The organism is Nocardiopsis akebiae (genome assembly GCF_018316795.1).
In the GTDB taxonomy this organism is placed as follows: domain Bacteria; phylum Actinomycetota; class Actinomycetes; order Streptosporangiales; family Streptosporangiaceae; genus Nocardiopsis; species Nocardiopsis dassonvillei.
On sequence record NZ_CP074132.1, the window covers coordinates 6,153,463 to 6,172,392 of the forward strand.

18 protein-coding genes and 1 pseudogene are annotated in these 18,930 nt (G+C 72.0%); 13 read left to right on the forward strand and 6 right to left on the reverse strand.

All coding sequences use genetic code 11. From position 1 onward, the window contains the following. Nucleotides 1-40: 40 nt before the first annotated feature. Nucleotides 41-904 carry a M48 family metalloprotease gene (locus KGD83_RS26305; RefSeq protein ID WP_212641616.1) on the reverse strand — a complete coding sequence of 288 codons (864 nt, stop codon included), beginning with the start codon at nucleotides 902-904 and terminating at the stop codon, nucleotides 41-43. A gap of 526 nt (nucleotides 905-1,430) precedes the next feature. Between KGD83_RS26305 and KGD83_RS26310 the strand changes: the two genes are divergently transcribed. The 6 genes from KGD83_RS26310 (at nucleotide 1,431) to KGD83_RS26335 (ending at nucleotide 6,644) form a co-directional block, all read left to right on the forward strand. Then, complete coding sequence (locus KGD83_RS26310; protein ID WP_212641617.1) at nucleotides 1,431-3,281, forward strand: 2-oxoacid:acceptor oxidoreductase subunit alpha; 1,851 nt, start codon at nucleotides 1,431-1,433, stop codon at nucleotides 3,279-3,281. Then, the gene (locus KGD83_RS26315; RefSeq protein WP_212641618.1) at nucleotides 3,274-4,365 is read left to right on the forward strand and encodes a 2-oxoacid:ferredoxin oxidoreductase subunit beta; all 1,092 of its coding nucleotides are present in this window, start codon (nucleotides 3,274-3,276) and stop codon (nucleotides 4,363-4,365) included. The genes KGD83_RS26310 and KGD83_RS26315 overlap by 8 nt, the downstream gene beginning before the upstream one ends. A gap of 116 nt (nucleotides 4,366-4,481) precedes the next feature. Continuing rightward, nucleotides 4,482-5,150, forward strand: a complete 669-nt coding sequence (locus KGD83_RS26320) for an SDR family oxidoreductase (RefSeq protein ID WP_212641619.1) — start codon at nucleotides 4,482-4,484, stop codon at nucleotides 5,148-5,150. A 153-nt stretch (nucleotides 5,151-5,303) separates the two neighbouring features. Continuing rightward, a complete protein-coding gene (locus KGD83_RS26325; protein WP_212641620.1) occupies nucleotides 5,304-5,819 on the forward strand; it encodes a hypothetical protein in 516 nt (171 codons plus the stop codon). A 301-nt stretch (nucleotides 5,820-6,120) separates the two neighbouring features. Next, nucleotides 6,121-6,333: a hypothetical protein gene (locus tag KGD83_RS26330; protein WP_212641621.1), complete on the forward strand. Its 213-nt coding sequence runs from the start codon at nucleotides 6,121-6,123 to the stop codon at nucleotides 6,331-6,333. Between the two features lie 95 nt (nucleotides 6,334-6,428). Further along, the gene (locus KGD83_RS26335) at nucleotides 6,429-6,644 is read left to right on the forward strand and encodes a hypothetical protein (protein WP_212641622.1); all 216 of its coding nucleotides are present in this window, start codon (nucleotides 6,429-6,431) and stop codon (nucleotides 6,642-6,644) included. A gap of 107 nt (nucleotides 6,645-6,751) precedes the next feature. Here KGD83_RS26335 and KGD83_RS26340 read toward each other — a convergent pair whose 3' ends face one another. Next, nucleotides 6,752-7,288, reverse strand: coding sequence for a GNAT family N-acetyltransferase (locus KGD83_RS26340; RefSeq protein ID WP_212641623.1), 537 nt, complete (start codon nucleotides 7,286-7,288; stop codon nucleotides 6,752-6,754). Nucleotides 7,289-7,477: 189 nt separating this feature from the next. On the opposite strand from KGD83_RS26340, the gene sigJ reads away from it, so the two are divergent. Both sigJ and KGD83_RS26350 read left to right on the forward strand, forming a co-directional pair. Then, on the forward strand, nucleotides 7,478-8,371 hold the full coding sequence (gene sigJ / locus KGD83_RS26345) for an RNA polymerase sigma factor SigJ (protein ID WP_212641624.1): 894 nt from the start codon (nucleotides 7,478-7,480) through the stop codon (nucleotides 8,369-8,371). Between the two features lie 4 nt (nucleotides 8,372-8,375). Next, nucleotides 8,376-9,522 (forward strand): annotated as a pseudogene (locus KGD83_RS26350) (FAD-dependent oxidoreductase). Nucleotides 9,523-9,655: 133 nt separating this feature from the next. Here the strand turns inward: KGD83_RS26350 and KGD83_RS26355 are convergent. Next, complete coding sequence (locus KGD83_RS26355) at nucleotides 9,656-10,024, reverse strand: VOC family protein (RefSeq protein ID WP_047870979.1); 369 nt, start codon at nucleotides 10,022-10,024, stop codon at nucleotides 9,656-9,658. A gap of 163 nt (nucleotides 10,025-10,187) precedes the next feature. Between KGD83_RS26355 and KGD83_RS26360 the strand changes: the two genes are divergently transcribed. Then, nucleotides 10,188-10,805, forward strand: a complete 618-nt coding sequence (locus tag KGD83_RS26360) for a Uma2 family endonuclease (RefSeq protein WP_394358126.1) — start codon at nucleotides 10,188-10,190, stop codon at nucleotides 10,803-10,805. Here the strand turns inward: KGD83_RS26360 and KGD83_RS26365 are convergent. The 3 genes from KGD83_RS26365 to KGD83_RS26375 all read right to left on the reverse strand — a co-directional run bounded on the left by KGD83_RS26365 (nucleotide 10,787) and on the right by KGD83_RS26375 (nucleotide 14,226). Then, nucleotides 10,787-11,473 carry a response regulator gene (locus KGD83_RS26365; protein WP_212641626.1) on the reverse strand — a complete coding sequence of 229 codons (687 nt, stop codon included), beginning with the start codon at nucleotides 11,471-11,473 and terminating at the stop codon, nucleotides 10,787-10,789. The genes KGD83_RS26360 and KGD83_RS26365 overlap by 19 nt on opposite strands. Beyond that, nucleotides 11,470-13,146, reverse strand: coding sequence for an ATP-binding protein (locus KGD83_RS26370; RefSeq protein ID WP_212641627.1), 1,677 nt, complete (start codon nucleotides 13,144-13,146; stop codon nucleotides 11,470-11,472). Before KGD83_RS26370 ends, KGD83_RS26365 begins: the two co-directional genes overlap by 4 nt. Before the next feature lie 207 nt (nucleotides 13,147-13,353). After that, nucleotides 13,354-14,226 carry a phosphorothioated DNA-binding restriction endonuclease gene (locus KGD83_RS26375; RefSeq protein ID WP_212641628.1) on the reverse strand — a complete coding sequence of 291 codons (873 nt, stop codon included), beginning with the start codon at nucleotides 14,224-14,226 and terminating at the stop codon, nucleotides 13,354-13,356. Nucleotides 14,227-14,436: 210 nt separating this feature from the next. Between KGD83_RS26375 and KGD83_RS26380 the strand changes: the two genes are divergently transcribed. The 4 genes from KGD83_RS26380 (at nucleotide 14,437) to KGD83_RS26395 (ending at nucleotide 18,919) form a co-directional block, all read left to right on the forward strand. Next, nucleotides 14,437-15,489 carry a LacI family DNA-binding transcriptional regulator gene (locus tag KGD83_RS26380; RefSeq protein WP_212641629.1) on the forward strand — a complete coding sequence of 351 codons (1,053 nt, stop codon included), beginning with the start codon at nucleotides 14,437-14,439 and terminating at the stop codon, nucleotides 15,487-15,489. 225 nt (nucleotides 15,490-15,714) lie between these two features. Continuing rightward, the gene (locus KGD83_RS26385; RefSeq protein ID WP_212641630.1) at nucleotides 15,715-17,034 is read left to right on the forward strand and encodes a sugar ABC transporter substrate-binding protein; all 1,320 of its coding nucleotides are present in this window, start codon (nucleotides 15,715-15,717) and stop codon (nucleotides 17,032-17,034) included. Nucleotides 17,035-17,094: 60 nt separating this feature from the next. Next, nucleotides 17,095-18,087, forward strand: a complete 993-nt coding sequence (locus tag KGD83_RS26390) for a carbohydrate ABC transporter permease (protein WP_212641631.1) — start codon at nucleotides 17,095-17,097, stop codon at nucleotides 18,085-18,087. Then, nucleotides 18,080-18,919, forward strand: a complete 840-nt coding sequence (locus tag KGD83_RS26395; protein ID WP_212641632.1) for a carbohydrate ABC transporter permease — start codon at nucleotides 18,080-18,082, stop codon at nucleotides 18,917-18,919. Before KGD83_RS26390 ends, KGD83_RS26395 begins: the two co-directional genes overlap by 8 nt. Nucleotides 18,920-18,930: the final 11 nt, after the last annotated feature.

Below are 18,930 nucleotides of genomic sequence, written 5' to 3' on the forward strand. Positions count from 1 at the left end.
CGCCTCGACGGAGCCGTCCCGCGGCCCCGTCGGCACCGTCTCAGTGGCCCAGGTCCCAGCTGCGGCGCAGCCCACGCAGGCGCCGGACGCGCTCCGCCGTCGGCGGGTGCGCGGCGAACAGGCGGCCCACACCGTTCGGGAACGGGTTGGTGGTCATCAGGTGCGCCGAGGCCAGCAGGCTGCGCTCCCGGGGCAGCGGGTACCGGAGCGCGCCCACCTCCAGCTTGCGCAGGGCGTCGGCCAGCGCCAGCGGGTCGCCGGTCAGCCGCGCGGCCTGCTCGTCGGCCCGGAACTCGCGCCGGCGCCCCACCCCGCAGTAGACGACCATGGCCGCGAGCGGCGCCAGCAGCACCGTCATCAGGCCGCCCAGCAGGGTGGGCATGTCGCTCTCCTCGGAGTCCCCCAGCGGGACCAGGAGGGCGATGGCGGTCGTCGACGTGATCACCGCGGTCAGGGTGGCGGCCACCGAGCTGATCAGCGTGTCGTTGGCCCGGATGTGCGCCAGCTCGTGGGCGATCACGCCGCGCAGCTCGCGCTCGTCCAGCGTGCGCAGCAGCCCCGTGGTGCAGCACAGGGAGGCGCGGCGCGGGCTGCTGCCGGTGGCGAAGGCGTTGGGCGAGCGCACCGGCGACAGGTAGAGCCGGGGCATCGGCTGCCGGGCGGCCGTGGCCAGCTCGCGGACGATCCTGTACAGCTCGGGGCGCTCGATCTCGCTCACCGGCCGCGCGCGCATCGCGCGCAGCGCCAGGGACTCCCCGAAGAGGTAGACCAGGACCCCGGCGCACAGCACCAGCGCCACCGAGAACTGGGCGCCCTTCTCCGCTCCGCACAGCCAGCCGACCAGGACGACGAGCACCGCGGCGCCGACGAACAGGCCGGCCGCGCGGGCCACGCTGGCGTGCACGCCACCACCTCCTCGCTCAGCCGACGATGAATGCGTACATGGTGGCAAACGTGCGGGTCGCCGCTTCGCGTTCCCGTTACGGGACCAACGTCCGAGGCATCACTGATCTCCCTTTCACCTGCTGTCTCTCCCGCACCACCCGCACCTTCGTCCACGGCCGCACTCCTCCGAACCCCCTCCGTGTGAGAATGGCCACCCGCCCGCGGTCTCGGCACCCCCGACGACTTATAGTGCGAACGTGGCCCTCATCACTGCGCGTACCAGGCCGTCGGGACTCCACCCCCTCGGTCCGGTGCGCGGGCGGCCGTGTCGTTGAAGGCTGGCCCCTTCACGGCCCGGCCGTCGCGGCGCGGCCGCACCGCGCGAGACCGGGTTGGCGCATCCGGCGATCGCGAGGGCCGCGAACGCTGTCCCCACGTCCCCGAACCAGGCACCCGGCCCGCGACGGTGCGGTCCGGTCGGGGGCGACACCCGAGCGCCGCCGCCCGTCACGACCGGCGGCTCACCAAGGAGGTCGTCGATCTCAGTGGCCAAACAGATCGAACAGCTCGACCGCGTCATCATCCGCTTCGCCGGGGACTCCGGCGACGGCATGCAGCTGACCGGTGACCGCTTCACACAGGAGACGGCGTCGTTCGGCAACGACCTGTCCACGCTGCCGAACTTCCCCGCGGAGATCCGCGCTCCCGCCGGGACCCTGCCCGGGGTGTCCAGCTTCCAGCTGCACTTCGCCGACCACGACATCATGACCCCGGGGGACGCACCGGACGTGCTGGTGGCGATGAACCCCGCTGCCCTCAAGGCCAACCTGGGCGACCTGCCCCGGGGCGCCACCGTGATCGTCAACACCGACGAGTTCACCAAGCGCAGCCTGGCCAAGGTCGGGTACACGGCCGACCCGCTGGCGGACGGGACGCTGGACGGGTTCAAGGTGAGCGCGGTGCCGCTGACGTCCATGACGGTGGAGGCGCTCTCCGGCGCCGACGTCTCCAAGAAGGACGCGCAGCGGGCCAAGAACATGTTCGCCCTGGGCCTGCTGTCGTGGATGTACAACCGGCCGACGGAGGGGACCACCTCGTTCCTGAAGTCGAAGTTCGCCGCCAAGCCCGACATCCTGGCCGCGAACCTGACCGCGTTCCAGGCGGGGTGGAACTTCGGCGAGACCACCGAGGACTTCGCGGTCTCCTACGAGATCAAGCCCGCGCGGCTCCCGGCGGGCACCTACCGCAACATCACCGGCAACCTGGCCACCGCCTACGGGCTGATCGCCGGGTCCGAGCGGTCGGGGCTGCCCCTGTTCCTGGGCTCGTACCCGATCACCCCGGCGTCGGACATCCTGCACGAGCTGTCGCGGCACAAGCGGTTCGGGGTGCGCACGTTCCAGGCCGAGGACGAGATCTCCGGCGTGGGCGCCGCCCTGGGCGCGGCCTTCGGCGGCTCCCTGGGCGTGACCACCACCTCGGGTCCTGGAATGGTGCTCAAACAGGAGACGGTGGGGCTGGCGGTGATGACCGAGCTGCCGCTGGTCATCGTGGACGTGCAGCGCGCCGGTCCGAGCACCGGCATGCCCACCAAGACCGAGCAGACCGACCTGCTCATGGCCATGTACGGGCGCAACGGCGAGTCGCCGGTGCCCGTGGTGGCGCCCGCCTCCCCCGCGGACTGCTTCGACGCCGCGCTGGAGGCCGTGCGGATCGCGGTGCGCTACCGCACGCCGGTGGTGGTGCTCTCCGACGGGTACCTGGCCAACGGTTCGGAGCCGTGGCGGCTGCCTGAGGTCTCGGAGCTGCCGCGGATCGACCCGGCGTTCGCGACCGGGCCCAACGGGCCGGGCGAGACCTTCCTGCCCTACCTGCGCGACGAGGAGACGCTGGCCCGCCCGTGGGCGGTGCCGGGCACGGCGGGGCTGGAGCACCGGATCGGCGGTATCGAGAAGCACGCGCAGAGCGGCGACATCTCGTACACGCCCGCCAACCACGACCTGATGGTGCGCACGCGCCAGGCCAAGATCGACGCGATCGCCCGCGACCTCCCCGAGCTGGCTGTGGACGACCCCGGCGGGGAGGCGGACGTGCTGGTCCTGGGCTGGGGCGGGACGTACGGGTCGATCACCGCGGCGGTGCGCCGGGTGCGCCGCGCGGGCGGCCGGGTGGCCCAGGCGCACCTGCGCCACCTCAACCCGTTCCCGGCCAACCTCGGTACGGTGCTCCACCGGTACGAGCGGGTGGTGGTCCCCGAGATCAACCTGGGCCAGCTGTCCCTGCTGCTGCGCGGCAGGTACCTGGTCGACGTCATCGGCTACAACAAGGTCCGCGGCCTGCCCTTCAAGGCCGAGGAGCTCGCGGGCGTGCTTCAGGAGGTCATCGACCGTGACTGAGAACGTGACGGGTACCGGCGCGAACGGCCGCGTCCACGGGGCCCCGGAGGCCCTGGGCGGGTTGCGCCTGGTGCCCAGGACCGACACCGCGTACAAGATGAAGGACTTCAAGTCCGACCAGGAGGTGCGCTGGTGCCCGGGCTGCGGCGACTACGCGATCCTGGCCGCCTTCCAGTCCTTCCTGCCCGAGCTGGGCGTGCCGCGCGAGAACGTGGTGATGGTGTCGGGCATCGGCTGCTCCTCGCGGTTCCCGTACTACCTGAGCACGTACGGCATGCACTCGATCCACGGGCGCGCCCCGGCGATCGCGACCGGGCTGGCCACCAGCCGCCCGGACCTGTCGGTGTGGGTGGTGACCGGTGACGGCGACGGGCTGTCCATCGGCGGCAACCACCTCGTCCACGCGCTGCGCCGCAACGTCAACATCAACATCCTGCTGTTCAACAACCGGATCTACGGGCTGACCAAGGGCCAGTACTCCCCCACCTCCGAGCCGGGCAAGATCACCAAGTCCTCGCCGGTGGGGTCGCTGGACCACCCGTTCAACCCGCTGTCGCTGGCGCTGGGCGCGGAGGCCACGTTCGTGGCCCGCACGATCGACTCCGACCGCAAGCACCTCACGTCGGTGCTGCGGGCGGCGGCCGACCACCCCGGCGCGTCGTTCGTGGAGATCTACCAGAACTGCCCGATCTTCAACGACGACGCGTTCGAGCCGCTGAAGGACCCGGCGGCGCGGGACGTGCGGCTGCTGCGCCTGGAGCACGGCGAGCCGCTGCGGCTGGGCCCGGACCGGGGCGTGGTGGCCGGGGAGTTCGGCGGCCTGGAGGTCGTGGACGTGGACTCGGTGGGAGAGGACCGGCTGCTGCGGCACGACGCGCACCGGGAGGACCCGGGGTACGCGTTCGCGCTGTCGCGCCTGGACCAGCCCGCGTTCGAGCACGTGCCGATCGGGGTGCTGCGGGACGTGCGCCGCCCGGCCTACGACGAGCTGGTGAACGAGCAGGTGGCCGACGCGCGGGCCGAGCGCGGCGACGGCGAGCTGGCCGCCCTGCTGGCCAGCGGGGACACCTGGAGGGTGGAGTAGGGCAGTGCCCGGGCCCCGCCGGGTGCGGGGCCCGGGCGCACCCGGCGGCCGGGTGTGACACGGCGGACAGGTGCGCTGCCCCGCCGACCGCGCCGCGGGGGCGTACGCTCTCCCCCATGCGTATCGTCATCGCCGGAGGACACGGGAAGATCGCGCTGCGGCTGGCCAGGCAGCTGGCCGACCGAGGTGATGAGCCCGTCTCCCTCATCCGCAACCCCGACCACGCCCAGGACGTCCGCGACGCCGGTGCCGAACCGGTCGTGATCGACTTGGAGAAGGCCACCGTCACCGAGCTGACGGAGAAGCTCATGAACGCGGACGCCGTCGTGTTCGCGGCGGGCGCGGGCCCGGGCAGCGGCGCCGCCCGCAAGGCGACCGTCGACCACAAGGCCGCCGTGCTGACCGCCGACGCGGCCTCCCTGGCGGGTGCGCGCCGCCTGGTCCAGGTGTCGGCCATCGGCGTGGACGAACCCGTGCCGGAGGGCACCGACGACGTGTGGGCGGCCTACGTCGAGGCCAAGCGGGCCGCCGACGCCGACCTGCGCGAGCGCGACCTGGAGCTGGACTGGACGATCCTGCGCCCGGGCCGGCTGACCGACGACCCGGGCACCGGCCGGGTGGAACTGGGCGGGGAGGTCGAGCGCGACGCGGTGACCCGTGACGACGTGGCCTCGGTGATCGTCGCCCTTCTGGACGAACCGGGAACGGTCGGCAGGGTTCTCAACCTGGTGAACGGGGAGACACCCGTCGCCGAGGCCGTGCGCGCCGCCGCCGCCTCCTCCTGAGGGGTGGCCGCGGCTCTCTGTGGCCAGATGCTCCTCCAGGGGGCATGATGGTTGCGGAGCCCGGCGGAGCCCCGCCACGGTGGACGCGGATGACCGGGTGTCAGCCCGACGAGTACGGCAAGCTCCACGCAGAGCAGATGGGTACGGTTATTCATGAGCGTCACGCAGGTCGTGAGGGACAGCACGGTCGTCGAGCACGCCAAGGTCGCCGCGCAGCAGAAGCGCCGGATGTTCATCATCCAGTTGGAGGTGAACGCCTACGACGAGGCCTCCAGCAAGCTGCGCCCCGGGCTGACGCGCATCCTGGAGGGGATCGAGGAGGCCGGGTGGCGGCTGGACCTGATCACCCCGGGCGACGAGGGTGACAAGCCCGCCCGCCTGTTCATCTTCCGTCCGGACCCCGACGGCAAGAAGGACGACGCCGCCAGGGCCGAGCAGCAGCACCAGCAGGAGCCCTCGGGCCAGCAGCACGCCTACCCGCACCCGCCGACGGGCGCGCAGCCGCAGGACCCGTACGCGGGGTACGGCCAGCAGCCCGGCTACGGCCAGCAGCAGTACCCGGGCTACGACCAGCAGCAGTACCCCGGGTACGGGCAGCAGCCGGGGTACGGCCAGCAGCCCGGGTACGGGCAGCAGTACCCGGGTTACGGGCAGCAGCAGGGCTGGTAGTTCCGCAATCGGGAGAAGGGCCCGCACGGTCAGCCGTGCGGGCCCTTTTCCTGCGCCTGATGTCGGACAAATACGGGTTCCGATGCATTCGACGGACATCGCCGCTGACCCTGCTTTCGGTTGGGTAAAACCTTCACCCGACGAAGAGGCGATATGTCCGGCATGTACACCCCGAAGCCGAAGAAACTCCAGGGAAACTCTGGATTCTTCCCTGAAAGTACTCCAAGCACGTCCACGACTACGCTAAGTTAATTCCGGCGGATGCAGCCACCCTGTTTTGAACTTCCGAAAGGTAAGAAGCATGTCCCGTATTGCCAAGGTTTCCGGATTCGTCCTCGCCACCGGCCTCGCGTTCGGTGCCTTCACCGGGACCGCCGCCGCGGACAACAACGCCGACATCCAGAACGTGACCATCCCGATCTGCCTGGACGTCCTCAAGGCCTCCGGCGTCAGCGGCAGCGACTGCAACGTCGTCAACTGGGACTCCACGAGCGGCATCTCCGTCGAGGACTAGGACCGGCCCGCCCTCGCGCCCGGTTCCGTCACCGCGGGACCTGCGGGTCCCGTCAGCACCAACGATCACACCACAAACCGAAAAGGACCAACACCATGAAGCGCTTCGCCTCCGTCTCCGGCCTCATCCTCGCCACCGGTCTCGCCCTGGGCGCCATGTCCGGCACCGCCGCCGCCGACAACAACGCCAACATCCAGAACGTCACCGTGCCGATCTGCGCCGACGTGCTGGCCTTCACCGGCGTCGAGCTGGGCGGCGACTGCAACGTGATCTCCGGCACCAGCACCTCCGGAATCTCCGTCGAGGACTAGCCTGTCGACCCGACGAACCTCTTGCGTACGACCTTCTGTGGGGGTGGACGCGGGGCACGGCGCACGCCGCGCCCCGCGTTCTTGTGTCCGGGGCTCGGACGCGGTGGTCAGGACGCGCAGGGCCGCGGATCGACGCCCTCCACCGGATCGGTGGCCAGCCGGGCGTGCGCGCCCGTGTCGAAGCGCTCCGCGCCGTAGCGGAGCTTGCCCCGCTCGATCCCCTCGGGACGGAACCCGGACCGGCGCGCCACCAGGCACGACCCCGGGTTGTTCAGCCGGTGCCCCAGCTCCAGCCGGAACAGGCCCGCCTCGGCGAAGGCGTACTCGCTCACCAGCAGCGTCCCGGCCGTGGCCACGCCCCGGCCCCGCGCCTCGGCCAGGGTCCAGTAGGACACCCAGCCGGTGTCGTGCGCTCTGCTGGTCACGGTGACCTGGACGTGTCCCAGCACCGGACCGCCGTCCCCGACGACCGCGAAACCGAAGGCCGCGCCCTCCTCAGACCGGACGCGCTGCCGGTCGATCCAGGCGGCGGCCAGTTCCGGGGTACGGGGGACCTCGGGCGACTGCCAGGCCAACTCAGGCTCGGCGAAGGCCTCCAGCACCCGGTCGGCGTCCCCGGGCTCCCACTCGCGCAGTCGGTACACGGGGGCTGCCTCCTCCTCGTCAGCGCTCTGAACGCGCCACGCTACAACCACCGCTCCTCCGCGCCCTCGGGGAGGGTGCGCCCGCGGACCTCCCCCAGCGGGCCCCCGCCTCCCCGCCCGCCGGGAGGGAGAGCCAGCTCCGCGCCCGGGCGATGTCACGTACCGCCGGAGCTGGTACGTCTGCCTTCCATGACCACCGACGCCTTCGAAGAGCACCGCTCCCTGCTGACCGGTGTCGCCTACCGCATCCTCGGCAGCGCCTCCGACGCGGAGGACGCCGTCCAGGAGGCCTGGCTGCGCTGGTCCTCCGTCGATCCGGCCGCGGTGGAGGACCCGCGCGCCTACCTGGTCACCGTCACCTCCCGGCTGGCCATCGACCGGCTGCGCAGCGCCCGGTCCCGGCGGGAGTCCTACGTGGGCGACTGGCTGCCCGAGCCGGTCAGCGACATCCCCGGCGGGGCCGAGCACGCCGAACTAGCGGACTCGGTGGAGTTCGCGCTGCTGGTGGTACTGGAGACGCTCAGCCCGCTGGAGCGCGCCGTCTTCGTGCTGCGCGAGGCCTTCCAGATGCCCTATGCCGAGATCGGCGCGGTGATCAGCCGAGAGGAGGCCGCCACCCGCCAGCTCGCCCGGCGGGCGCGCGACCACGTACGCGACAGGCGTCCCCGGTTCGAGGCCGACCGGGCCGTGCGGCGACGGATCACCGAGCGCTTCCTCGGAGCCTGCCTGGAGGGGCTGACCGGCCTGCTCGCCGACGACGTCGCGCTGGTCAGCGACAGCGGCGGCCGGACCAGGGCGCCCCACCGGATCCTGGAGGGCGCGGCGAAGGTCGGCCGGTTCCTGTCCGTGCTGGCGCGGCCGCGCAACGCGGAGCGCTTCCTCGTCTCCGCGGGCCTGGACGGCGAGGAGGAGCTGAGTTCGGCGGTCACCGAGGTCAACGGCGGTCCGGCGGCGGTCGTCTCCGTCGGGGGCAGGGCGGTCGCACTGCTGTCCCCGGACATCGCCGACGGCCGTGTGCGGCACGTGTACCTCGTGGCCAACCCCGACAAGATGTCACGTCTGCGGTCGCCCGAACCGTCCTAGCGGCATGGACATCACCGTTGTGGGCGGTGGGCTCGCCGGACTGACCGCGGCCGTCGCCAGCGCCGAGAGGGGCGCGAACGTCACCCTGTTGGAGGCGCACCGGACCCTGGGCGGGCGGGCGCGCTCCACCGGACCGCCGTACACCGCCGACGAGGGGCCGCACGTGCTCTACGGCGACGGTCCGCTGTTCGCGTGGCTGGCCGGGCGCGACCTGCTCCCGCCGTACCTGCGCTTCCCCGCGCGCGCCGCGCCCCGGGTGCGCGTGCGCGACCGGGGGCGTGTGGGAGCACCGCCGGTCTCCCTGCTCCGGGCCGCCGCGCGGCGGCGGCTACGGGCTCCGCGTGACCGGGACTTCGGCTCGTGGGCGCGGGAGGCGCTCGGCGCGGAGCCCGCGCGCGTGGCCGCGAACACGATGGGCGTGGCGCTGTTCGACTCCGACCCGTCGCGGTTGTCGGCCGCGTTCGTCTGGGAGCGGTTCCTACGGGTCGCCAACCCCGGCTGGCCCTCGCCGAAGTACCTCGTCGGCGGCTGGTCCTCGCTGGTGGAGCGGTTGGCCGGACGGGCCCGGGAGATGGGAGTGCGCGTGGGGACCGGCGAGCGGGTGGACGCGCTCCCGGGTGCCCCGGTCATCGTCGCGACGTCGCTGGCCTCGGCACGCGCGCTGCTCGGCGACGACTCGCTGGAGTGGGAGAGCGGGCACGCCCTCATGGCGGACCTGGGGCTGCGGCGCGGCCGGGACCCCTTCATCGTCTTCGACGCCGACGAGTGCGGCTTCCTGGAGCGCTACTCGCCGGTGGACCGCACGCTCGCCCCCGGGGGGAGAGGAGCTGGTCCAGGCGCAGCTGCCGGTGCGGCCGGGCGAGTCCCGGGCGCGGGTCACCGAGCGGCTGGAGCGGTTCCTGGACCTGTCCCTGCCGGGGTGGCGGGAGCGGGTGACGTGGCGGCGCGACCAGGTGGCGCGCGGGCGCACGGGCGCGCTGGACCCGCCGGGGTACACGTGGCGGGACCGCCCGGCCGTGGACCGGGGACACGGCGTCTACCTGGCGGGTGACGCGGTGGCGGCGCCCGGCCTCCTGGGCGAGGTGTCGCTCAACAGCGCGGTCGCGGCGGCGGAGGCGGCCACGGGCGGGCGCTCCGTCCGCGCCGTCTAGGCGGCCGGGGCTGCGGAAGGCCCCGTGGAGTCCTCCGCCGTTCCCGTCGCCCGGGCCCCGACGGCATGTTCTGTCAGGCGGCACGACCGGCTCCGCGGCCGCCCGCGCGGTGGCGTGTTCCTGGCCGGGCCGGTCAGGCGGGCGCGTGCGAGACGGCCTCGACGTTGTTGCCGTCCGGGTCGCGGACGAACGCGCCGTAGTAGTGCTCGTGGTACTCCGGCCAGACCTTCGGCTCGTGGAGCACCTCCGCGCCCGCCTCGACGGCTGCGGCGAAGAAGGCGTCCACCGCAGCCCGGTCGGGCGCGGTGAAGGCGAAGTGCGACTCGCGGGCCTCACCGGGTGCGGGCGCGGGTCCGATCCAGAAGTCGGGTTCGGACGTGCCGTAGCCGACGTTCTCGCCGTAGTCGAGGATGCGGCGGGCGCCCAGCGGGGCGAGGACGGCGTCGTAGAAGGCGGCGCTGGCCGCGGGGTCGCTGACCTGGATTCCGAGGTGGTCCAACATGGGATGAGCGTGACACGGGCCACCGACACTTCCGGGGGTAAGAGGCCAGGTGCAGGGCCGGTTTTCGGACACTCTTGCGGTTCTTTCTCTGCGAAACCCGCCGGTAGCCGAGCGTGCGTCAGAATCCTGGCCCTCATGAAGACGAGGAGGCATGATGTCGGTCATGACTACCGGGCACCCGGAAGCACCCGAACGACGCCTGACCGTGGACGACCTGGAGAAAACGCCGGACGACGGTCGGCGGTACGAGCTGGTCGACGGGCGGCTTGACGTGTCGCCAGCACCCAAACCACTGCACAGCGTCGTGGACTCCCGTCTGACCATGCACCTGGCTCTCAAGGCACCGGACGAGTTCCTGGTCCTCACCGGTCCGGGGATCGACCTCGACGGAGACCGAACCCATCACCGCATCCCTGATCTGGCGGTCTTCGACTGCGAGTTGCCACCACAGGGTTACTTCGACGTTCCCCCGGCCCTCGCCGTGGAGACCGTCTCCCCTGAAAGCGTCCTACGGGACAACCACACCAAGCGCCAGGAATACGCGGCGTTCGGCATCCCCTCCTACTGGATCATCAACCCCCTTGCCGACAAGGTCGGGCTCATCGAGCTCCGTCTGGAGGACGGCTGCTACCAGGAGGTCGTCCAGGTCCACGGCGAGGACGTCTTCGAGACCGACCTCCCCTTCCCCGTGAAGCTCGTGCCGCACTGGCTCGTCGCGAGCGGCCCGTGGAAGAGGCGCATCGGTGGCGAACCCGAGGAGGCTCAGGCCGTCCAGCGGTAGAGGTGTTCGGGGCGCCCCGTCGAGCCGTAGCGCATGCGCAGCTCGGCCCGGCCGACCGCGCACAGGTGCTCCAGGTAGCGGCGCGCGGTCACCCGGGACACCCCGGCGCGCTCGGCCACCTCCGAGGCCGACACGTCCCCCTCCGCCTCCCGCAGCACTCCCGCCACCAGGTCCACCGTGGTCGCCGTCAGCCCCTTGGGCAGCGACCGGCCCCCGGCCGGGCGCAGCAGCCCGAACAGCCGGTCCACCTCCTGCTGGGTGGCCTCCCCGTCGGCGTCCATCCTCCGGCGCGCCACGGCGTAGCGCTCCAGCTGGTCGCGCAGCACGCTGAGCGGGAACGGCTTGAGCAGGTAGTGGACCGCCCCGCCGTGCATGGCCGAGCGCACCTGGCCGATGTCGCGCACGGCGGTGATCATCAGGAAGTCCGTCCGCTGGGGCGCGGCGCTGGTGGCGGCGGCGCGCAGGGCGCGCATCACCGAGATCCCCGACGCGTCGGGCAGGTGCAGGTCGAGCAGCACCAGGTCGGGTTGGTGCCCCCGGATCTGGGTGAGGGCGGCGGCCGCCGTGTGCGCGACCCCCGCCACGGTGAACCCCGGCAGCGACTCCACCAGCTCCTGGTGGTTGCGCGCCACCCGCACGTCGTCGTCCACGACCAGCACGCGGATCATCGGGCCGCCCCCCGCGGCGCCTCGGCCCCCGCCAGGGGCAGGCAGGCGGTGAACACCGCTCCCTCGTCGGCGTCGGGCGCCTCCATCTCCACGCTTCCCCCTCTTCCCTCGCAGACCTGCTTGACCAGCGCCAGGCCCAGCCCGCGCGTGCCGCCGTCCCGGGACGCCTTGGTGGTGAACCCGAGCCGGAAGATCTCCTCCGCCACGTCGTCGGCCACCCCGTGCCCGGAGTCGGTCACCCGGATCTCCAGCAGGTCGTGGGGCAGGTCGGTGCCCTCGGCCCGGTGCAGCCGCACCATCAGCTCCACCCAGCCGTGCGGGGTAGAGGCCACCGCGTCGAGCGCGTTGTCGACCAGGTTGCCGAGGACGAGCAGCGCGTCGGAGCGCACCTCCCGGTTCAGCGCGGGGACGCTGGTGAGGGGGGACAGGCGCAGTTCCACGCCCAGCTCGGAGGCCTGCGCGGACTTGGCGATGGTCAGCGCGGCCAGCGCGGAGTCGCCGACGTGCCGGGAGATGTCCGCGCTGGTGCGGCTGTGCGTCGCGGAGAGGTCGGCGAGGTAGGCGCGGGCCTCCTCGTGGGCGCCGAGTTCGAGCATTCCGGCGATGGTGTGCACCCGGTTGGCGAACTCGTGGGTCTGGGCGCGCAGGCCGCGGGTGACCGTGCGCGCGCCGTCGAGCTCGCCGGTGAGCCGGTCCAGCTCGGTGCGGTCGCGGAAGGTGACGACCGCGCCCGCGTCCTGGCCGCGCACGTGGACCGGCATCCGGTTGGCGACCAGGATGCGGTGTCCCGCCAGGAGGAGGCGGTCGTCGCCGGGGTCGTCGCCGGAGACGATGTCGCGGACGCGTTCGGACAGGCCGAGTTCGTCCAGGCCCCGGCCCTCGGCGTCCTCGGGCAGGCCGAGCATCTCCCGGACGGGCGGGTTGGCCAGGACGAGGCGGCCCGAGCCGTCCACGGCGAGTACGCCCTCGCGGACCGCGTGCAGCAGGGCCTCCCGGCTCTCCAGCAGGGAGGTGATGTCGGCGGGTTCGAGCCCGTGGGTCTTGGCGCGGACCTGGCGGGAGAGGGCCCACGCACCGGCCACGCCCAGGACCAGCACCACGGCCACCGTGCCCAGTATGGCGGGGACCGCGGCCCTGGCCTCGGTGGCGGCGCTGGAGGCGAGGATGCCCAGGGAGACGTAGCCGACCACCTCGCCGCGCGCGTCGCCGCCGTTGACCGAGCCGCCTTCGGAGAACACCGGGACCTTGGCGCGCACGGTGCGTCCCCGCGTCCCCTCCTGCACGCCCGTCCACTCCCGTCCCTCCGCGGCGGGCCCGGGGGGAGTGGACACGGTGCGGCCGATGAGTTCGTCGTCGGGGTGCGAGTAGCGGATCCCCTCCGGGGAGGCGATGACCACGAACTCGGTGCCGGTGGCGGAGTCGATCCGGTCGGCCAGGGGGGCGAGCTCGGCCGCCGGGTCGGCGGCTTGGAGGCCCTCGACGACCTCGGGCGTCACGGCCACCGACCGGGCCAGGCTCAGGACCCGTTCGGCGTAGTGGCGGTCGGTGGCACGGTCCATGTGGACGGCCCACAGCGCGCCCACGGCGGCCAGTGCCAGCGCCAGCAGGAGCACGTAGCCGATGAACAGGGAGCCGGTGAGCGATAGTCGAAAGCGCGCGGGGTACGTGATCATGTGTTCTCCAGGCGCCGTGGTGGGGGACGCGGAAGCCCCCGCCGGGCGAACGCGCAGGTGGGCGTTGCACGAACAATACGACCGAACGTGACGCGGGTGTTAACACGATCCTGACACGCGCGTGATCCGGGTCGCGTTCCAGCCCGTTCGGCGGCCCTCGGAGAGGGGGTCCGCGGGGGCGGGACGCTCCGGTAGGGGCGGCGGCCCTCAGGCGGCGGCGCGGAAGACCTGCTTGAAGTGCCAGGCGACATGGGCGGGTTCGACGGCGGGGCCGCCCGGAACCGGGCGGACGAGGTCGCGTCCGGCGAGGGAGAGCACGACCGTCCGGGCCGCGGGGGTGCGGGCCTCGAAGCGCGGGGACACCGCGACGGTGAGTTCGCCGGTGAGCCCGAGGACGCCGCGGTCGAACAGCAGGTGGTGCGTCGGGCACAGGCACAGGCCGTTGTCCAGGTCGTTGGGGCCGTCGTACGACCACCAGCGGATGTGGGCGGCCTCCAGCCCGACCGACACGCCGTCCAGCCGCCCCTCGTAGCCGCAGAACGCGCACCGGTGCTCGTAGGCGGTCAGTACGGCCTCCCGGAACCGGGGGTCGCGGACGCCGCCATCCCCCGGCGCGGGGACCGGCCCCTGGCCCACGCGGAGTCCGGTGAGGGCGATGATGCCCTCGTGCAGCGAGGGTGCGAAGTTCTCGTCGAGCAGGTGGCGGCCGATGCGGGCGGCCAGGCCGGGGTCGGCGCACAGGGCCGCGTCCAGGTCGGGGTCCAGCCTGCCCCGCGCCTCCTTCTCCCGCAGCAGGGCCACCCCCGAGCCCGGAGACCCCTCGCCGTCCACCGTGGTGACCCGCCAGAACCCGTCGGTCTCCAGGTGGTGGAAGGGGTAGCCGGGGCTGGTGGGTCTCGCCGGACCGAACTCCCGCAGGAGTCGGGCGAGCCGTGCCTCGGCCTCGCTGTAGACGATGGGCGCGTTGCCGTGCCGCTGGTGGTACGCGAGCGCGTACAGCAGCAGGAGGGGCTTGTGGGGGGCGCGGACCCCGGCACGGGACCACCGTTTGACGGATCCGAGCCGCTGGGTCCAGTCCATACCGCCACACCCTAGTACGGGAGGACCTCGGCGGCTTCCGGGGCGTGCTCCTCCCCGGAGGGGCCGTGTGCCGGGCGGACCGGGAGGTTCGACGCGGTCGCGGGGCCGCACCGCGCCGCGGGACGCGCTCCGGCACCGGGACGCTCGACGGCCGCGGCACCAGGCGCTTTCGGCGCGGGCCCCGAGGCCCGGCGGACTACCATCTTCACCATGGCAACCGGGAACACGGGTCGCAAGCGTCCCACGATCAGCGACGTCGCCCGCCGGGCGGGCGTGAGCAAGGGCGCTGTGTCACGGGCGTTGAACACCGGTACCGGCACCAGCGCCAGCACCCGGGAACGCATCCGCCAGGCGGCGGTCGAACTGGGGTGGAGCCCGAGTTACGCGGCGCGCGCGCTCAACGGCAAGTCGCTGGGCACCATCGGCCTGATCGTGCGCCGCTCCCCCGAGATACTCGACTTCGACGCGTTCTTCCCCTCGTTCCTGTCCGGTATCGAGTCGGTGCTCTCCGGCGAGGAGCACGCCACCGTCATCCGCTTCGTACCCGACGAGCGGACCGAGGCCGCCACCTACGAGCGGCTGTTCAACGACCACTTCGTCGACGGCTTCCTGGTCACCGACCTGCGGACGGACGACGGTCGTCCGGCGATGCTGCGCCGCCTGGGCGCGCCCGCCGTGGTGGTGGGCGCGCCCGAGGGCTCCTCCGACTTCCCCACCGTCACCAACGACTCCGGGGAGGCCATCCGCGGCCTGGTCCGCTGCTTCGTCGAGGCGGGGCACGAGCGCATCGCCCACGTCCAGGGCGACCCCCACATGCTGCACGCGCACCAGCGCCGACGCCACTGGGAGGAGGCCGTGCGCGAGTTCGGGCTGGAGCCGGGGCCCGTGGAGGAGCACGGCGGCTACACCATCGAGGGCGGGGCCCGGGCCACGGAGCGCATCCTCGCCAGGCCCGCCGCCGAGCGCCCCACCGCCGTCTTCTACGGCAGCGACCTCATGGCCATAGGCGGCTACTCCGTGCTGGGGGAGGCGGGCCTGACCGTCCCCGACGACATGGCGGTGGCCGGGTTCGACGACATCCCCCTGGCCTCGTTCGTCACGCCGCCGCTGACGACCGTGCGCAACAGGCACCGCGCGCTGGGCAGTGTCGGAGCCCGCATCCTGCTGGACATGCTCAAGGGCCAGGAGCCGCCGCTGTCGACCGTGCTGGTCGGCGAGCTCCGCCCGAGGAAGTCGTCCGGACAGCCGGTGCACGGCTTGTAACGGTTCCACAACTGCCCCTCCTGCCTTTCTGTGATCTCGCCTACACTGCCGAGGTAAACCGGTTTACCTGATCATCGGGTCACGCGGAACGACAGGCGTGGCCCACGGTTCCCGACGCTCCTGCCCACGGACCGACGGGCGCGTCCGACCGGCCCGCTCCGTCACCGCCGACGCTGACGACGCTGACGACGGGCTCACATGGCCTACAGAGAAACGGAGACGGCCGTGAAGACACCACCCCCCACAGCACTCCTGTCCGCCTCGACGGCGCTGGTACTGGCCGCCGCGCTGACCGGCTGCGGTTCCGGCGAGGATTCCGGGGAGCAGGCGCTGACCTACTGGGCCAGCAACCAGGGAGCGAGCGTGGAGGAGGACCGGGAGGTCCTCCAGCCCGTGCTGGACCGCTTCACCGAGGAGACCGGGGTGGAGGTCGAGCTGGAGGTCATCCCCTGGAGCGAGCTGTACAACCGCATCCTCACCGCGGTCAGCAGCGGCGACGGCCCCGACGTGCTCAACATCGGCAACACCTGGGCGGCCAGCCTCCAGGAGACCGGCGCCTTCGTGCCCTACGAGGGCGCGGACCTGGAGGCGGTGGGCGGCGAGGAGCGCTTCGTCGGCACCAGCTTCGCCACCGGCGGCGCCGAGGGCCAGACGCCGACGTCGGTGCCGCTCTACGGGCTGTCCTACGCGCTGTTCTACAACCCCGACATGTTCGAGGAGGCGGGCGTAGAGGAACCGCCCGCGACCTGGGACGAGTTCGTCGACACCGCGGACGAGCTGACCAGGGACACCGACGACGACGGCGACATCGACCAGTACGGATTCGTGCTGGAGGGCGGCAACGAGCGGCAGAACTCCCACATGGCCTTCATCCTCGGCCAGCAGCGGGGCGGACAGCTCTGGGGCGGGGACGGGCCCTCCTTCTCCTCCGACGAGCAGGTCGCCGCGGTCAAGCAGTGGGTGGACCTGATGGCGGTGGAAGAGGTCGTCGACCCCAGCAGCGCCGAGTTCAGCGACGGCACCCAGGGCATCAGCGACTTCGTCGACGGGCGCGCGGCCATGATCATCGTGCAGGGCAGCGCCCGCACCAGCATGGCCGCCCGCGGTTTCGAGGACTACGAGGTCGCCCAGGTGCCGATGCTCGACCCGCTGCCGGGCGAGCCCATCCAGAGCCACGCGGCCGGGATCAACATCAGCGTCTTCGAAGACACCGGCGACAAGGAGGGCGCTCTGCAACTGGTCGAGCACCTGACCAGCCCGGAGGAGCAGGTGTACCTGTCCCAGGAGTTCCAGACGCTGCCGGTGGCCACCGAGGCCTACGAGAGCGAGGAACTGCGGAGCGATTCCATGGAGACCTTCCGCACGATCCTGACCGAGCACTCCGCGCCGATGCCGCTGATCCCCGAGGAGGGTCAGATGGAGACGGTGCTCGGCGAGGCGATCGGCGGGCTCTTCGCCCAGGTGGCGACCGGGGGCGAGGTCACCGAGGCCGACGTCCGCCAGGCCATGGAGGCGGCGGAGACCCAGATGGACGCCGCGAACTAGGGAGTGTGTCCCTGGTCGCCCCGCCCACTCGGCGGGGCGGCCGTCTGATGGAGGCGCTAGATGTCGACTACGGAAGAACAGGGGCCCGGCGCCGTCGGGGCCCCGCCCCGGAACGGCCCGGTGCAGAAACCGGGCGGGCGGCGTCCGCGCCGCCCGGGGTGGTTCCTGCCCTACGGCATGGTGCTGCCCGCGGCGGTGCTGGAGCTGCTGGTCCATATCGTCCCCATGGCCCTGGGGATCTACATCGCGTTCACCTCGCTGACGCAGCTGACCATCCGGCGCTGGACGACGGCGCCGCTGGTCGGCCTGGAGAACTTCGTCCGCGGCCTCGATCCCGGGAACGCCCTGGGCAGCGCCCTCTTCGAGAGCCTGTTCCGCACCACCGTCTACACCGTGCTGGTGGTGGGGGTGTCGTGGGTGCTGGGGATGGCCGCCGCGGTCGCGTTGAACACGAAGTTCCGGGGGCGCGGCGTGCTGCGCACGCTGTTCCTCGTGCCCTACGCCCTGCCGGTCTACGTCGCCGCGATCATCTGGGCGTTCATGTTCAACCAGCGCGACGGCATGGTCAACCGGCTGCTCGTGGAGGACCTGGGGCTGCTGGACGAGCGCCCGTTCTGGCTCATCGGAGAGAACGCCTTCTGGGTGCTGGTGGTCGTGTCGGTGTGGCGGCTGTGGCCGTTCGCGTTCCTGATGCTCCTGGCGGCGCTGCAGAGCGTCCCCGAGGACATGTACGAGGCCGCGGCCATCGACGGCGCCTCGACCTGGAGGAGGTTCACCGGCATCACGCTGCCCATGGTGCGCCCGGCGAACGCGGTCGTCCTGCTCGTCATGACCTTGTGGACGTTCAACGAGTTCAACATCCCCTTCCTGCTCTTCGGCGACACCTCGCCCGAGAGCGCGCGGCTGATCTCACCGCTGATCTACGAGCACTCCTTCGTCAACTGGAACTTCGGCCTGGGCTCCGCGATGAGCGTTCTGCTGCTCGTCGCGCTGGTCATCGCGTCGGCGGTCTACGTCCGACTGGTGCTGCCCAAGGGGAGGGACAATGCGTGAGACACGGGGATTCCGCTGGTTCCGGCGGATCGTCCTGACCTTCCTCACCGTGTTCACGGTGCTGCCCCTGTACGTGCTGGTGGTGACCTCGGTGAAGCCGCTGGAGAACGTCCGGGGGATGTTCACCTGGCTGCCGGACCGCGTCACCCTCCAGCCGTACGCGGACATGTGGACGACGATCCCGTTGGCCCGCTACCTCACCAACAGCCTGATCGTCACGACCACGGCGACGGCCCTGGCGCTGGTGGTGGCGGTGCTGGCCGCCTATCCGCTGTCACGGCTGCGCTTTCGCGGCAGGCGGCTGTTCAGCATGACGGTGCTCTCGACTCAGATGTTTCCCGGCATCCTGTTCCTGCTGCCGCTCTTCCTGATCTTCGTGCGGCTGGAGGACCTCACCGGCATCGAGTTCACCGGCTCCTACACCGGGCTGATCATCACCTATCTGACCTTCGCCCTGCCGTTCTCGATCTGGATGCTGGCCGGGTACTTCAGCGCCATCCCCGAGGGCCTGGAGGAGGCGGCGATGATCGACGGCACCAGCAGGATCGGCGCCCTGGTGCGGATCATCCTCCCCGTGGCCCGCCCGGGCATCCTCGCCGTGGGGGTGTTCGCGTTCATCACCGCCTGGGGAGAGGTGCTGTTCGCCTCGGTGCTCACCGACACCGAGACCCGCACCCTCTCCATCGGGCTGAAGCTCTACACCAGCCAGACCGACACCCTGTGGAACGAGCTGCTGGCCGCGTCTGTGACCGTCTCCCTGCCGGTGGTCGTGGCCTTCATGCTGGTCCAGCGCTACCTCGTGTCCGGGCTGTCGGCGGGCGCGGTGAAGTAGGGGCGGGTGCC

What these genes read in the sequence shown, in the direction of transcription:
- KGD83_RS26390 (WP_212641631.1), top strand. Translation starts at nt 17,095, where the DNA reads ATGTCGACTACGGAAGAACAGGGGCCCGGCGCCGTCGGGGCCCCGCCC.
- KGD83_RS26355 (WP_047870979.1), bottom strand. Translation starts at nt 10,024, where the DNA reads ATGTTGGACCACCTCGGAATCCAGGTCAGCGACCCCGCGGCCAGCGCC.
- KGD83_RS26380 (WP_212641629.1), top strand. Translation starts at nt 14,437, where the DNA reads ATGGCAACCGGGAACACGGGTCGCAAGCGTCCCACGATCAGCGACGTC.
- KGD83_RS26330 (WP_212641621.1), top strand. Translation starts at nt 6,121, where the DNA reads ATGTCCCGTATTGCCAAGGTTTCCGGATTCGTCCTCGCCACCGGCCTC.
- KGD83_RS26320 (WP_212641619.1), top strand. Translation starts at nt 4,482, where the DNA reads ATGCGTATCGTCATCGCCGGAGGACACGGGAAGATCGCGCTGCGGCTG.
- KGD83_RS26365 (WP_212641626.1), bottom strand. Translation starts at nt 11,473, where the DNA reads ATGATCCGCGTGCTGGTCGTGGACGACGACGTGCGGGTGGCGCGCAAC.
- KGD83_RS26370 (WP_212641627.1), bottom strand. Translation starts at nt 13,146, where the DNA reads ATGATCACGTACCCCGCGCGCTTTCGACTATCGCTCACCGGCTCCCTG.
- KGD83_RS26360 (WP_394358126.1), top strand. Translation starts at nt 10,188, where the DNA reads ATGACTACCGGGCACCCGGAAGCACCCGAACGACGCCTGACCGTGGAC.
- sigJ (WP_212641624.1), top strand. Translation starts at nt 7,478, where the DNA reads ATGACCACCGACGCCTTCGAAGAGCACCGCTCCCTGCTGACCGGTGTC.
- KGD83_RS26335 (WP_212641622.1), top strand. Translation starts at nt 6,429, where the DNA reads ATGAAGCGCTTCGCCTCCGTCTCCGGCCTCATCCTCGCCACCGGTCTC.
- KGD83_RS26375 (WP_212641628.1), bottom strand. Translation starts at nt 14,226, where the DNA reads ATGGACTGGACCCAGCGGCTCGGATCCGTCAAACGGTGGTCCCGTGCC.
- KGD83_RS26395 (WP_212641632.1), top strand. Translation starts at nt 18,080, where the DNA reads ATGCGTGAGACACGGGGATTCCGCTGGTTCCGGCGGATCGTCCTGACC.
- KGD83_RS26325 (WP_212641620.1), top strand. Translation starts at nt 5,304, where the DNA reads ATGAGCGTCACGCAGGTCGTGAGGGACAGCACGGTCGTCGAGCACGCC.